This is a genomic window from Rhizobium sp. USDA 3886 (assembly GCF_056279785.1).
This window is the reverse complement of record NZ_JBWCDC010000001.1, coordinates 3,533,388-3,547,373: the sequence shown is the minus strand read 5'-3', so window position 1 is coordinate 3,547,373 and position 13,986 is coordinate 3,533,388. Positions and strand designations below refer to the sequence as shown.

At 60.6% G+C, this 13,986-nt stretch carries 14 protein-coding genes; 10 read left to right on the top strand and 4 right to left on the bottom strand.

Annotated elements, in window-relative coordinates; all coding sequences use genetic code 11:
- Positions 1–29 precede the first annotated feature (29 nt).
- The 4 genes from ACZ9BX_RS17905 to ACZ9BX_RS17890 all read left to right on the top strand — a co-directional run bounded on the left by ACZ9BX_RS17905 (position 30) and on the right by ACZ9BX_RS17890 (position 3,716).
- The gene (locus ACZ9BX_RS17905; RefSeq protein ID WP_476219292.1) at positions 30–797 is read left to right on the top strand and encodes a rhomboid family intramembrane serine protease; all 768 of its coding nucleotides are present in this window, start codon (positions 30–32) and stop codon (positions 795–797) included.
- Positions 798–985: 188 nt separating this feature from the next.
- Positions 986–1,735: an electron transfer flavoprotein subunit beta/FixA family protein gene (locus ACZ9BX_RS17900; protein WP_476219291.1), complete on the top strand. Its 750-nt coding sequence runs from the start codon at positions 986–988 to the stop codon at positions 1,733–1,735.
- A gap of 23 nt (positions 1,736–1,758) precedes the next feature.
- Positions 1,759–2,688 (top strand): electron transfer flavoprotein subunit alpha/FixB family protein, encoded by a 930-nt coding sequence (locus tag ACZ9BX_RS17895; protein ID WP_476219289.1) that lies wholly within the window; start codon positions 1,759–1,761, stop codon positions 2,686–2,688.
- Between the two features lie 146 nt (positions 2,689–2,834).
- Entirely contained in the window at positions 2,835–3,716 is an 882-nt protein-coding gene (locus ACZ9BX_RS17890; RefSeq protein ID WP_027512330.1) for a 3-hydroxybutyryl-CoA dehydrogenase, read from the top strand.
- A 2-nt stretch (positions 3,717–3,718) separates the two neighbouring features.
- Here ACZ9BX_RS17890 and tlpA read toward each other — a convergent pair whose 3' ends face one another.
- On the bottom strand, positions 3,719–4,381 hold the full coding sequence (gene tlpA / locus ACZ9BX_RS17885) for a thiol:disulfide interchange protein TlpA (protein WP_476219287.1): 663 nt from the start codon (positions 4,379–4,381) through the stop codon (positions 3,719–3,721).
- Between the two features lie 41 nt (positions 4,382–4,422).
- On the opposite strand from tlpA, the gene argH reads away from it, so the two are divergent.
- From argH to ACZ9BX_RS17865, 4 genes are all read left to right on the top strand, one after another.
- On the top strand, positions 4,423–5,826 hold the full coding sequence (argH, locus tag ACZ9BX_RS17880) for an argininosuccinate lyase (protein ID WP_027512332.1): 1,404 nt from the start codon (positions 4,423–4,425) through the stop codon (positions 5,824–5,826).
- A gap of 77 nt (positions 5,827–5,903) precedes the next feature.
- The gene (gene lptM, locus ACZ9BX_RS17875; protein ID WP_027512333.1) at positions 5,904–6,098 is read left to right on the top strand and encodes an LPS translocon maturation chaperone LptM; all 195 of its coding nucleotides are present in this window, start codon (positions 5,904–5,906) and stop codon (positions 6,096–6,098) included.
- A gap of 12 nt (positions 6,099–6,110) precedes the next feature.
- Complete coding sequence (gene lysA, locus ACZ9BX_RS17870) at positions 6,111–7,379, top strand: diaminopimelate decarboxylase (RefSeq protein WP_476219284.1); 1,269 nt, start codon at positions 6,111–6,113, stop codon at positions 7,377–7,379.
- 149 nt (positions 7,380–7,528) lie between these two features.
- Complete coding sequence (locus ACZ9BX_RS17865) at positions 7,529–10,186, top strand: TIGR02302 family protein (protein ID WP_476219282.1); 2,658 nt, start codon at positions 7,529–7,531, stop codon at positions 10,184–10,186.
- A 142-nt stretch (positions 10,187–10,328) separates the two neighbouring features.
- On the opposite strand, the gene ACZ9BX_RS17860 is transcribed toward ACZ9BX_RS17865, so the two are convergent.
- The 3 genes from ACZ9BX_RS17860 to ACZ9BX_RS17850 form a co-directional block, all read right to left on the bottom strand.
- Positions 10,329–10,688, bottom strand: a complete 360-nt coding sequence (locus ACZ9BX_RS17860) for a response regulator (protein WP_027512336.1) — start codon at positions 10,686–10,688, stop codon at positions 10,329–10,331.
- Positions 10,689–10,808: 120 nt separating this feature from the next.
- Positions 10,809–11,351 (bottom strand): hypoxanthine phosphoribosyltransferase, encoded by a 543-nt coding sequence (gene hpt / locus ACZ9BX_RS17855; protein ID WP_027512337.1) that lies wholly within the window; start codon positions 11,349–11,351, stop codon positions 10,809–10,811.
- A 60-nt stretch (positions 11,352–11,411) separates the two neighbouring features.
- Positions 11,412–12,071, bottom strand: a complete 660-nt coding sequence (locus ACZ9BX_RS17850; protein WP_476219278.1) for a hypothetical protein — start codon at positions 12,069–12,071, stop codon at positions 11,412–11,414.
- Between the two features lie 206 nt (positions 12,072–12,277).
- Here ACZ9BX_RS17850 and ftsE point away from each other — a divergent pair, with 206 nt between their 5' ends.
- Together ftsE and ACZ9BX_RS17840 are read left to right on the top strand one after the other, a co-directional pair.
- Positions 12,278–12,937 (top strand): cell division ATP-binding protein FtsE, encoded by a 660-nt coding sequence (gene ftsE, locus ACZ9BX_RS17845; RefSeq protein WP_022718083.1) that lies wholly within the window; start codon positions 12,278–12,280, stop codon positions 12,935–12,937.
- Positions 12,930–13,943, top strand: coding sequence for a cell division protein FtsX (locus tag ACZ9BX_RS17840; RefSeq protein WP_476220059.1), 1,014 nt, complete (start codon positions 12,930–12,932; stop codon positions 13,941–13,943). Before ftsE ends, ACZ9BX_RS17840 begins: the two co-directional genes overlap by 8 nt.
- Positions 13,944–13,986 lie beyond the last annotated feature (43 nt).

Here is a 13,986-nt window from a genome sequence, read left to right as displayed (position 1 = left end):
CGGCCATCACGATAGCCGGGGCAGGCTTTATGTTCATACCGCTGCACGATGCCAATACGCTGAAGCACATCAAGGTCCAGTGGGTGACGCTGGGCCTGATCGGAATGAATATCGCCGTCTGGCTTTTCACCGGCTTCTTCGCTCCGGAACAGACAGCTCAGGCCACAGCGGTCGGCCTCGGCTACATTCCAGCGGTCGCCTTCGACTACGCGACACTGGCTCCCGGTCTCGCGATTGTTCCGGAGCCGCTAACCTACATCACCCATGCCTTTGTGCATGCCGGCTTCTGGCACCTCGCTTCCAACATGATCTTCCTCTGGGTCTTCGGCGATAATGTCGAGGATGCCATGGGGCATTTCCGCTTCCTGATCTTCTATCTCTTTTGCGCCGCCTTCGGCGCGCTTTGCCACGGTCTGCTCGTGTCTGAATCACAGGCGCCGCTGGTCGGCGCCTCGGGCGCGATCTCCGGCGTGGTTGCAGCCTATGTCGTCCTTCACCCACGCGTGAAAGTCTGGGTGCTTGTCTTCTTGCGCGTTCCTTTGCCGCTTCCCGCCTTCGTGCCGCTGCTCCTCTGGATCGGCCAGCAGTTTTTCATGCTGTTCATCGATCTGGACGGCAATGTTTCCTGGGGTGCCCATGCCGGCGGTATCACAGCCGGCGCCGCACTCGTCTTCTTCATGCGCCGAAAGGGCGTACCGCTGTTCGATCGTGAGATCGTCACGCCACGCGCCGTTCGCAGCACGCCGGCGGTGAGGCGAGTAGTTGCCGCCGCTGACAATGGGGCGTCCGGACGCTAAGTTAGAAATCAGGCAGCGCTGAATATTGACGTGAACGTAAACGTCATATATTTGCAGACGCAATTTGTCTGTCTGCGACTGGCAAGCGTTGTATTTGGAGGAAAAACGCGTATCCATGTCGCCATTCGACAATCGGAGCGGCGCCGAAGCGCGCATTTTCTTGGCGAAAGAGTTGAAGGAAGGACCCCATGAAGATTCTCGTGCCCGTGAAGCGGGTGGTTGATTACAATGTGAAGATCCGCGTCAAGCAGGACGGCACGGGCGTCGAGCTTTCCAACGTCAAGATGTCGATGAACCCGTTCGACGAGATTTCGGTGGAAGAGGCGCTGCGTCTGAAGGAAGCCGGCAAGGCCGAGGAAGTGATCGTTGTTTCGATCGGCCCCGCCAAAGCCGAGGAAACCCTGCGCACAGCACTCGCCATGGGCGCCGACCGGGCGATCCTCGTCGAGACTGACGATGCCGTCGAGCCGCTTGCCGTTGCGAAGATCCTCAAGGGCGTCGCCGACGCCGAACAGCCGGGTCTGATCATCGTCGGCAAGCAGGCGATCGACGACGATTCGAACCAGACCGGCCAGATGCTGGCAGCTCTTCTCGGCACCGCCCAGGCGACCTTCGCCTCGAAGATCGAGATCGGCGACGGCAAGGCGACCGTGACCCGCGAAGTGGATGGCGGCCTGCAGACGATCGATATAAAGCTTCCCGCCGTCGTCACCACCGACCTGCGTCTCAACGAGCCGCGATACGCCTCGCTGCCGAACATCATGAAGGCGAAGAAGAAGCCGCTCGACAAGAAGAGCCCGGCCGACTTCGGCGTTTCCACCGCCCCACGCCTCAAGGTGCTGAAGACCGAAGAGCCGTCCGGCCGCAAGGCGGGCGTCAAGGTCAAGTCGGTCGCCGAGCTCGTCGAGAAGCTCAAGACCGAAGCAGGCGTCCTCTAAGGTTCGAGAAAGGAAATACGACCATGGCCATTCTGCTTTTGGCTGACCACGACAATTCGAGCCTTTCCGACCAGACCGCCAAGGCGCTGACCGCTGCAAGCCAGATCGCCGGCGATGTCACTGTGCTGGTTGCCGGCAAGGGCGCCAAGGCGGCTGCCGATGCCGCCGCCAAGCTTTCCGGCGTCTCCAAGGTGCTGCTCGCCGAAAGCGACGAGCTCGCCAACAATCTGGCTGAACCGCTGGCCGATCTCATCGTGTCGCTCGCCGGCAGCTACGACACGATCATTGCGGCGGCGACCTCGACCGGCAAGAACGTGCTGCCGCGCGTTGCCGCGTTGCTCGACGTGGCGCAGGTCTCGGAAATCATCGAGGTCATCTCGCCGGACACCTTCAAGCGCCCGATCTACGCCGGCAACGCCATCCAGACGGTGCAGGCAACCGATGCCAAGAAGGTCATCACCGTGCGCACGGCTTCCTTCGCCGCCGCGGAGACAAGCGGTTCGGCGTCCGTCGAGGCAATTCCGGCTGCTTCCGATCCTGGGCTTTCGACTTTCGTCAAGGACGCGCTGTCGGCCTCCGACCGTCCGGAACTGACGTCGGCCAGGATCATCATCTCCGGCGGTAGGGCTCTCGGTTCCGCCGAGAAATTCAAGGAGGTCATCCTGCCGCTCGCCGACAAGCTTGGTGCGGCCGTCGGCGCTTCACGCGCGGCCGTCGATGCCGGCTATGCGCCGAACGACTGGCAGGTCGGCCAGACCGGCAAGGTGGTTGCCCCGGAGCTCTACATCGCCTGCGGTATTTCCGGCGCCATCCAGCACCTCGCCGGCATGAAGGACTCGAAGGTCATCGTCGCCATCAACAAGGATGAGGAAGCCCCGATCTTCCAGGTCGCCGACTACGGCCTCGTCGCCGATCTCTTCGAGGCACTGCCGGAACTTCAGAAAGCTCTTTAAACAGGCAGATTGCCAGCTTTTCGCACTTGCGAATGACTGGAAAATTATCTCTTATGGCGCTACTACTGCTGCCGGGCGATCCCTTTGCCCGGCAGTTTCATTAGAACAATACGGCGGAGCGGGGAAGCTGCCGCGGGGGTTTAGAGATGAGTGCGGTGTTGAAAACGATTGGTATCGTCGGTGCGGGCCAGATGGGTTGCGGCATCGCGCATGTTTCAGCAGCTGCGGGCTACAAGGTCCAGCTTTACGACGTGACACAGGAGCGCATTGAATCCGGTCTTGCGACCATCAACGGCAACCTCGCCCGTCAGGTAACGAGCGGCAAGATGACGGATGAGGAGCGCAAAGCGACCCTTTCCCGCATCTCCGGCTCCGCCAATCTGAATGACCTTGCTCCCTCCGACCTCGTTATCGAGGCGGCGACAGAGGAGGAAGCCGTAAAACGCAAGATCTACGCGCAGGTCTGTCCAGTGCTGAAGCCGGGCGCGCTGCTTGCGACGAACACCTCCTCGCTGTCCATCACCCGTCTGGCTTCGGCAACCGACCGGCCCGAGCACTTCATGGGCATCCATTTCATGAACCCAGTGCCGGTGATGAAGCTGGTGGAATTGGTGCGCGGCATAGCAACGGACGAAACCACGTTTTCGACCGCAAAGGAATTCGTCGCATCGCTGGAAAAGACCATCACGGTTGCGGAAGACTTTCCCGCCTTCATCGTCAACCGTATCCTGCTGCCGATGATCAATGAGGCGATCTACACGCTCTACGAAGGTGTCGGCACTGTCGATGCCATCGACACGGCGATGAAGCTCGGCGCCAACCACCCGATGGGCCCGCTTCAGCTTGCCGATTTCATCGGCCTCGACACCTGCCTCTCGATCATGCAGGTACTGCATGACGGCCTGGCCGATTCCAAGTACCGCCCCTGCCCACTGCTGGTGAAGTATGTCGAGGCCGGCTGGCTCGGCCGCAAGTCCGGCCGCGGCTTCTACGACTACCGCGGCGAAACCCCCATCCCGACGCGGTAACTTTAAGATCCTGTAGCACCCTTGATCAGCGCCTTCGCATCGCCGCTATCCCATGCGGCAGGGCCGTTCATTGCCGAAACCAGGCACCCTTTGTCATCGATGAGCAAAGTCACCGGCAGGCCAAAAGCCAGCCCCTCTTTCTTCAGGCTGTTGAAGACACCAATCGTATTGTCGCGATAGAACTGTAGGGAATCGACCCCGGTCTCGCTCAGGAAAGCCTTCGGTTTCTCGTCATCTCCGGTATCGATATTGACTGCGACGACTTGGAATTTGTCGCTGCCCATCTCCTTCTCCAGCGCATTCAGCGCCGGCATTTCTTCGCGGCAGGGCACGCACCATGTCGCCCAGAGATTGAGAAGCACGGTCTTGCCCGCGAAATTCTCGAGCGTCATCGGCTTGCCGTCTGGACCGTTAAAGGCGACGGACGGGAGCTTTCGCGGCGCGTTGGCAGCAACCATCGCCGCCACCTCGCCTTTGGCGAGCGGCGTAATCTTCTGAGCAAGATCCTTGGCGGCGGTGCACTCGGCAGAGACCGTTTCGCCGCCGGCATTGCCATACCCGGTCTCCTTAATGTAAACCGCTGCCGCACCGGCAATTATGCCTGCGACGGTGGCTATCGCGATCAATTTCAAGGATGGCAGCCTGAACAGCTTTCTTGTCGTCATTTCATTCTCCAGGGCACGCACCCTTAAGGCAGGCATCTTTCATGGCCGACGGCACAAAGGACACCAAATCCTCCAACCAGATGTGGGGCGGACGTTTCGCATCCGGCCCCGACGCGATCATGGAGGAGATAAATGCCTCGATCGGATTCGACAAGAAGCTCTTTGCCCAGGATATCCGCGGATCGATCGCCCACGCGACGATGCTTGCCCACCAGGGCATCATTTCCGGGGACGATAAGGACAAGATCGTTCACGGGCTAAACACGATCCTGTCAGAAATTGAAAGCGGCAATTTCGAATTCTCCCGCCAACTCGAAGACATTCACATGAATGTCGAAGCCCGCCTTGCCGCGCTGATCGGCCCGGCGGCCGGACGCCTTCACACAGCCCGTTCGCGCAACGACCAAGTGGCGCTCGACTTCCGCCTCTGGGTGAAAGAAGAGCTGCAGAAGACGGAAGCAATGCTGACGAACCTCATCGCAGCCTTCCTCGACCGCGCCGAAGAACATGCCGAAAGCGTCATGCCGGGCTTCACGCATCTGCAGACTGCCCAGCCCGTCACCTTCGGCCACCATTGCATGGCCTATGTCGAAATGTTCGGCCGCGACCGTTCGCGCGTCCGCCACGCCATCGAGCATCTGGACGAGAGTCCCATCGGCGCGGCAGCGCTGGCCGGTACCGGCTACCCGATCGACCGCCACATGACGGCAAAGGCGCTCGGTTTCCGCGAGCCGACCCGCAACTCGATCGATACCGTCTCCGACCGCGATTTCGCCATCGAGTTCCTGTCGATCGCTGCGATCTGCGGCATGCATCTGTCGCGTCTGGCCGAAGAGATTGTGATCTGGTCGACGCCGCAATTCGGTTTCGTGCGTCTCTCGGATGCCTTCTCGACCGGCTCTTCCATCATGCCGCAGAAGAAGAACCCGGATGCTGCCGAGCTGGTGCGTGCCAAGACCGGCCGCATCAACGGCTCGCTGGTTGCGCTGCTGACGATCATGAAGGGCCTGCCGCTCGCCTATTCCAAGGACATGCAGGAAGACAAGGAACAGGTCTTCGACGCCGCCGAGAGCCTGGAGCTGGCGATCGCCGCCATGACCGGAATGGTCCGCGACATGACGGTCAATACCGCCCGCATGAAAGCCGCGGCCGGCTCCGGCTATTCAACAGCCACCGATCTTGCCGACTGGCTGGTGCGCGAGGTGGGACTTCCGTTCCGCGACGCCCATCATGTGACTGGCCGTGCTGTGGCGCTTGCTGAAAGCAAGGGCTGCGACCTCGCCGAACTGCTGCTTACTGATCTCCAGGCGATCAATGCGGCGATAACCGACAAGGTCTACGACGTCCTGACGGTCGAGGCTTCGGTTGCAAGCCGCAAGAGCTTCGGTGGCACTGCGCCCTCCGAAGTGCGCAAGCAGATCGCCTATTGGCGGGCTCGCAACTGAGCAAAACAATCAGGGTGCACAAGGCGGATAAACTTCGCTATGAAGATGTCCATCAGCGCCGCTCCAAGAGGAATCCCATGCAGACCAGCTTGCCGCACCTCATCCGCCTGACGGTTGTCTTTGCCGTCGTCGGCCTTGCCGTTGCCGGATGCGGACGCAAAGGCGATCTCGATCCGCCGAGCGCGATGGCAACGAAGGAAGGTGACGTGTCGAAGCCGACGAAACAGCCGGGCGCCGTCGACAGACCTTTCCTTCTCGATCCTTTGCTTTGATAGGCACGTTCCGTGAACCACTTCGAATATCGCGACGGCATCCTTTACGCCGAAAACGTCCCCGTTCCGGAGATCGCCAAGGCTATCGGCACGCCTTTCTATTGCTATTCGACCGCAACGCTTGAGCGTCACTACAGGGTCTTTTCTGAAGCTTTCAGCGATATCGACTCGATGGTCTGCTATGCCATGAAAGCGAATTCGAACCAGGCGGTGCTGAAGACTCTCGGCAAGCTCGGCGCCGGCATCGACGTCGTGTCCGAAGGCGAATTACGCCGCGCGCTCGCCGCAGGCATCCCGGCAAGCCGCATCATGTTCTCGGGCGTCGGCAAGACGCCCCGTGAGATGGACGTCGCGCTAGAGGCTGGCATCTACTGCTTCAACGTCGAATCCGAACCTGAACTCGAAATCCTCAATCAGCGCGCCGTCAAGGCAGGCAAGAAGGCGCCTGTCTCCTTCCGCATCAATCCGGACGTGGATGCGAAGACGCATTCGAAGATTTCGACCGGCAAGAAGGAAAACAAGTTCGGCATTTCCTGGGAGCGCGCCCGCGCCGTCTATGCACACGCCGCCAAGCTGCCGGGCATCGAGGTCACCGGCATCGATATGCATATCGGCAGCCAAATCACCGAGCTGCAGCCCTTCGACGATGCCTTCAAGCTGCTGCGCGAACTGGTCGACACGCTGCGTGCTGACGGCCACGACATCCACCATGTCGATATTGGCGGCGGCCTCGGCATTCCTTACAAGGAAGACAACAATCCGCCGCCGCTGCCGGATGCCTACGCGGCGATCGTCAAGAACCAGCTCCGCGGGCTGAACTGCAAGATCGTGACTGAACCGGGCCGCCTGATCGTTGGCAACGCCGGCATTCTCGTCGCGGAAGTCATCTATGTGAAGGACGGCGGTGAAAAGACCTTCGTTATCGTCGATGCGGCCATGAACGACCTAATCCGCCCGACGCTTTACGACGCCTGGCATGAAATCCGGCCTGTCGTGATCTCCGCCGCCAATGCGCCGCGCATCAAAGCTGATATCGTAGGTCCGGTTTGCGAGACCGGCGACTATCTGGCACTTGATCGCGAAATGGCGATGCCGAAGCCGGGCGATCTCTTTGCCGTCAGTTCCGGCGGCGCTTATGGCGCGGTGCAGGCAGGCACCTACAACAGCCGTCTGCTGGTGCCGGAAGTGCTGGTGAAAGGCGCCGATTTCCATGTGATTCGGCCTCGCAGAACCTATGAAGAACTGATCGGCCTCGACTCCGTGCCTGCCTGGCTCGACTGACAGCCTCATCACTTTTTGGCGAATAGGGGCGAAAAACCGGCTTTGCCGGCCGCCTGCCCTCGCCTTCGCCACAAAGAGTGTTATCCTTTCTTCATGCGAGCGTATTGCCCAGCAAGCGCCGGAAGCGCCTTCTGTTACTCTAGCATCAAATGGCGGAGACCGGATTGACGAAAAGCCCCCGCAGGCAAAGACATGGTGAATTTGCCGTTCGGCCCTCTCTCGCGAGGCTCGTAGCGGTAAAGCGGTTCTTTGCGCGCCTCGTACTCGTTTCCGAGCGGATACTGCCGCCGCTCGTCCCGGTTCTTTCCGTCGTTGCCTTCTATTTCGCAGCGTCCTGGTTCGGGCTCTTCCGCTCCATTCCCGATTTCGCGCGTATTACGCTGCTGATCGCCTTTGGCGTTGCCTTTCTCGCCGCACTCATCCCGTTTCGCAATCTCCGCTGGCCGAATGTCGCCGAGGCCGACCGGCTGCTTGAGGAACGCAACGGCCTGCCGCATCAGCCGGTGACGGTGCAGGAAGACGAACCGGCCTTCGACACGCCCTTCGCAAGGGCGCTTTGGCGCGAACACCAGACGCGCATGGCGAAGAAGATCGCAGCCCTCGATACCGGCTTCCCCCGCCCGGACATCGCAACCCACGACCGTTTCGCGTTGCGTGCCATTCCCGCCCTCCTTCTCGTCACGGCCTTCGGTTACTCGCTTTCGACCAACGGCGGCTCGATCACCGACGCCCTGCAGCCGCCCGCCGCGCCGGTAGCGACCAATCCGGCCGTGCGCATCGACGCATGGGTCACCCCGCCCTCCTATACGGGCCGCGCTCCGGTCTATCTGACGGCAACCGGCACTGAGCGGGCGATCAACATTCCGCAGTTCTCGAACCTGACCGTTCGCGTCAGCGGCGGGCAGACGGACGAAAAGGTCGTTTTCAGGAAAGAGAGCGGCGAGGCGGAGGAAATCGCGGCGGAGGCAAAGCAGCAGCCTGCTGCATCACAATCCCAGCCACAGACTCCTGCGGCGCCTGCGCTTGCCGCACAGACACATCTGATGAAGCTTGAGGAAAACGGTGCGTTGCTCGTCAATGGCCGTACTTGGAGCTTCAATGTCATTCCCGACAAGACGCCCGAAATTGCTTTCGACGGATTGCCCAAACGCAGCGTGAACGGCGCGCTGGAAATCGGCTTCACCGTCAAGGACGACTACGGCGTGCAGGAAGCGCGTGCGGAGATCGTGCCGATCGAAACCGATCCGCAGGCAAAGCCGCTTTATCCGCTACCCGATTTCCGGCTCGACATTCCTCGCCGCAATGCGCGTGATGCCAAGGCCGTGACCAGCAAGAACCTCACCGAACATCCGCTTGCCGGAAAGCGCGTACGCGTCACGCTGGTCGCCAAGGACGCAGCGGGCCAGACTGGCCGTAGCCCGCCGCACGAAACGACGCTGCCGTCACGCCCATTCAATGAACCGCTCGCCGCAGCCGTTGCGGAAGAGCGTCAGGTTTTCGCGCTCGATACCCGCAAGATGCCGGAGGCGATCGCACTCAACGAGGCGCTGACGATCCGCCCCGAAGAGACGATTCCGAGTCTCACCAACTATCTGCTGCTGCAATCGGCGCAGACGCGCATGAAGCTCGCCAAGGGCGACGAGCAGTTGAAGGATACGGCCGACTATCTCTGGGATATCGCGATCGGCATGGAGGATGGCGACCTTTCGCTTGCGGAACGCAACCTGCGCAACGCCCAGCAGAACCTCGCCGACGCGCTTCAGCGCAATGCGCCGGACCCGGAGATCAAGAAGCTCATGGACGAGCTTCGCAAGGCGATGAACGAATATATGAAGGAACTGGCGCAGCGCATGCAGAATGCGCCGATGCAGCCGAACCAGAACGCGCAGAACGTCATCCGTCAGCAGGATCTGGAGCGTATGATGGACCAGATCGAGAATCTGGCCCGCTCAGGCAACCGCGATGCCGCTCAGCAGATGCTTTCCGAACTGCAGCGCATGATGAACAACTTGCAGGCCGGCAGGCCGCAACAAGGCCAGCAACAGCAGGGCGACAACAGCCAGATGCGCCAGCAGATGGACAAGCTCGGCCAGATCCTCCGCGATCAGCAGAAGCTGATGGAGCAGACCTTCAAACTGGACCAGCAGTTGAAGGATCGTATGCAGCGTGGCGACCCGAATATGGGTATGAACGATCCGCTGCTCGATGAAATGATGCGGGACCAGGATGGCCAGCCGCAGGATCAGCAGCAGGGGCAGAACGGCGAACAGGGGCAGTCACCTTTGGACCAGCAGATGACTGAGGAGCAATTGCGCGAGGCGCTGAAACAGCTCCGCGCCCAGCAGGATGCGCTTGGCAAGCAGCTCGGCGAGCTGCAGAAGGGCCTTGGCGAAATGGGCATGAAGCCCGGCCCGGGCTTTGGTCAGGCACAGCGCGAAATGGAAGGTGCCGGGCGCGAACTCGGCGAAGGCCGCGGCGAACCGGCCCTCCAGGGCCAGGGCCGCGCGCTAGAGGCGCTGCGCCAAGGCGCCCGGGACATGATGAACCAGATGATGCAGGCGCAGCAGGGCCAACAGGGTCAAGGACCGCAAGGCCAGGTTGGCCAGGGCAACCAGAACGGCCGCGATCCGCTCGGCCGCCCGCGCCGCGCAGAGGGCCCGGATTTCGGCGATCAGGTGAAGGTACCCGACGAAATCGACGTGCAGCGCGCCCGCGAAATCCTTGATGCGATCCGCGAAAAACTCGGCAACAATCCGACGCAGGAGATGGAGCGCCGCTATCTGGAGCGGCTGCTGGATATTCAGTAGCTGAACTTGGATCGCAATGCGCCGCCCAAATCCTTGAGCGCGGAAGACTCTCTTTCAAATGATGATTCATTCACGACGCCGACGCGCCGCTGGCTTCCCGTAACAGGCGCAGGAATGAGGACGTGTGGAAGGTGCCGCCGTCTCACGCGGCCAGCGCCCGGGCAACCGCCTTTCGGATGTCCGGAAGTGCAAACGGCTTCGACACGACGTCGACGATCTTTTCCGCAAGGTCGTCAGCCCGTTCTCGCTGCTCGGCATAGCCCGTCATCAGCAGGATTTTGAGCGCCGGAAATGCGGATTTCGCCTGATGCGCAAGCTCGATGCCATCCATGACCGGCATGCGAATATCCGAAAGCAGCAGGTCGTAGACCCCATCTTTCAGCTTTTCCAGCCCCTCGGCGCCATCGGCGGCTTCGTCGGTCTCATGACCGTCAAGGCGCAAGGCCCGGGCGACGAAAGAGCGAAGCGAATCTTCGTCTTCCGTAATCAGAATTTTTGCCATGATGTGCATCGCTCCGTCTTCATGCCCCGGAACGGAAATTGCACGGCGTTCCTTTTCGATCGGTAAACGGGCGAAAGGGATGGACGGCATGGTTAACAACCCGTCTTGGCACCGATGGGGTCAGGCGTCGCCGGTAACTACGCCGACGAAAGGCAGTTCGCGGAAGGCATAGGCGGCATCCATGCCGTAGCCGACAACGAAATAATCCGGGCATTCGAACCCGACATAGTCTGCCTCGAGCTTTTCCTTGCGCTTGACGCTCTTGTCGAGCAGCACAGCAATGCTGACGTTGCGCGCGCCGCGCTCGTAGAGCAGTTCCTTGGCGAAGAGCAGCGTGCGGCCGGATTCGAGGATATCGTCGATCAGCAACACGTCGCGATCTTTCACGTCGCTGTCGATATCTTTGACGATTCGGACGCCCTGCGAAACCGTTCCAGTGCCGTAGCTGGAAAGCGTAATGAATTCGACTTCGGGCGCGAGCCCGCTGTCATGCAGTGCGCGGATGAGGTCGGCGGCGAAAATGAACGAGCCCTTCAGCACGGCGATGACGAGCAGGTCCTTTGTAGGTCCCTCGGCAATCTGCTTTGCCATCACATGATTGCGTTCGGCAATCTGCTCGGCAGTGAAAAGCGGCTCGATATTTTTTCCGCGCACGACAGGCATACGGCTTGCTCCATGAAAACGAAGGGTAAGCCGTTAGCACATTAGAGAGGCAGAAACACCCTAAGGCATGAAGGAAAGCCGGACTTCTGGCATTTTTCCACCATAGTGCTGCACGCGCGCCGAGAAGCCACGGCTCTCGCCGCTATAGATGACGTCCGCCGGCGGGTTGATGACCATGCTGGCCACCAGTCGTTCGTCGTTCACCAGATCGGCGCGGATCGGCCGGACGGTCTGTGTCGTACCGCTGCCGTTTTCGATGATGCCGTTGATAGCCAGGATGCTCATACCATTGGCCTCGCGCGGCGTGACCGTGACATGCGTGAAGTGAAGCGGCGAGGTCAACGCAGCGGTACTGCTGGCCGACAGGCCCGCGAAACCGCCCGTCAGGCCGAAAACAAGAACAAAAAGCATGAAGACCAAAGCTGCAAAGCTCTTGAGCGATGCCTGCTGCAGCCATTTTTCTGCAATCGCGAGGAACGCAGTCGCCTTCGAGAAAGCCGTGGGCGGCCTAGATAGTTTGGCAGCGGCAGCAGTGCGCTTGCGATCGTCATTGAAGCTTCTAACGTTGAAGCCTTGGCTCCGGTCGCCGATAACGACGAACTCGGCATCGGCGACATCATCCGGACGGCCCGGATAGCGGGGCTGGCGCGCGGCAGGTTCCGGCGGCAAGAAATCGTAGGCGTAGCCCGGCGCCCGGCGCCTAAAGGAGGATGCTTCCATGTTGACGGTCTCTCCCATCTTCACATGGTTTCAGTGCACGGCTGAAATCCGGCATTGAAACGAATCCTGCTCAGTCGTAAATTTTAATGGTTAATGCTTCGCTAAGCTTGCCTTCAGACAGGCATCTTTCCGACGAAATTTACTGGTTGTTAATGGTGTTGGTTAACAAGTCGATGGCGTGAAACCACAAAAGACTGGGCTGCCCGTTGATCCATTTCGAGAATGTCGGTTTGCGCTATGGCATGGGGCCGGAGATCCTCCGGGACCTCACTTTCGATATTCCGAAAAAGTCTTTCCAGTTCCTGACCGGTCCCTCCGGCGCCGGCAAGACGACGCTTCTCCGCCTGCTTTTCATGTCGCTGCAGCCGACGCGCGGGCTGATCCGTATGTTCGGGCGCGACATCTCCGACATTCCGCGGCCGGAACTGCCGCTGCTTCGCCGCCGCGTCGGTATCGTCTTCCAGGATTTCCGCCTGCTCGACCATCTGACGACCTATGAGAATGTCGCGCTGCCGCTTCGCGTGCGCGGTAAGGACGAGAGCTCCTACAAGACCGACGTGCTGGAACTGCTGAAATGGGTCGGGCTCGGCGAGCGCATCAATGTGCTTCCGCCCGTGCTTTCCGGCGGCGAGAAACAGCGCGCGGCGATCGCCCGCGCGCTGATCGACCGACCCGAGGTTCTGCTTGCCGACGAGCCGACCGGCAACGTCGACCCACCGATGGCACGCCGCCTGCTGAACCTCTTTCTCGAACTCAACCGCCTTGGTACGGCTGTCGTGATCGCAACCCACGATCTGACGCTGATGGACCAGGTGGAAGCCCGCCGTATGATTCTTTCGGAGGGGCATCTTGACGTCTATGACTGAGCCTGCATCGAATAACCGCGCGCAAGGCGCACCCCTTACCCAGCAGAAGCGGGCGGAGATGCGCGTGCGGCCAACGGCGTCGATCCTGCCGCCCTCGAACATTCAGGGCAACGCACTGACGGTGGTCATCGCCATCATGGCCTTCCTCGCCTGCCTGACGCTTGGCGGTGTCAGCATGGTGCGTTCGACGGCGGCGAGCTGGGAGAGCCAGATCTCCCGTGAGATCACCATCCAGATCAGGCCGGAGGACGGCCTCGACATGGAAAAGGCGTTGACGCAGGCGCGCGATATCGCCATGACCTTCGTCGGCACCAAGAGCGGCCAGATCGTTGATGAGGCTGCAACGGCGCGCCTTTTGGAGCCATGGCTCGGCAGCGGCCTTGATATCAAGGAGCTCCCTGTCCCCCGCCTCGTGATTATTACCATCGACGAGGCAAACCCGCCCGATTTTGACGCAATGCGCTCGCTGTTAAAGGAGAGCATTCCCCAAGCCTCGCTCGACGATCACCGCACATGGGTCGATCGTCTCGTTTCAATGGCGCATACGACGGTCATGCTCGGGACCGGCGTGCTGCTGCTCGTCTTCACAGCCATGGTGCTGACAGTCGTCTTTGCAACACGCGGCGCGCTTTCCGGCAACCGCCATATCGTCGAGGTCCTGCATTTCGTGGGCGCGGAAAGCTCCTTTGTCGCAACCGAATTCCAGAAGCATTTCCTCAAGATCAGCCTCAAGGGATCGGCAATCGGCAGCGCGCTGGCGGCTCTCTTCTTCCTTGCGGCAGGCATCCTGCAAAGCCGTACAATCGCGACCCCGCAGACCGACCAGGCGACGGCTCTCTTCGGCACCTTCTCGGTCGGAGCCCTCGGTTACCTCGGCATCTTCGCGACAATGATCGTCATCGCATTGCTGACGACGCTTACAGCACGGCTGACCGTCATGCGCACAATCTATGAAATCGATACGCTGCGTTCCGATCCGACGCGAACCGATGGCATCGCGAATTGAACGGCCCAGTCCTTTTTGCCACGAAAGTGTCTGTTCCCTGCCT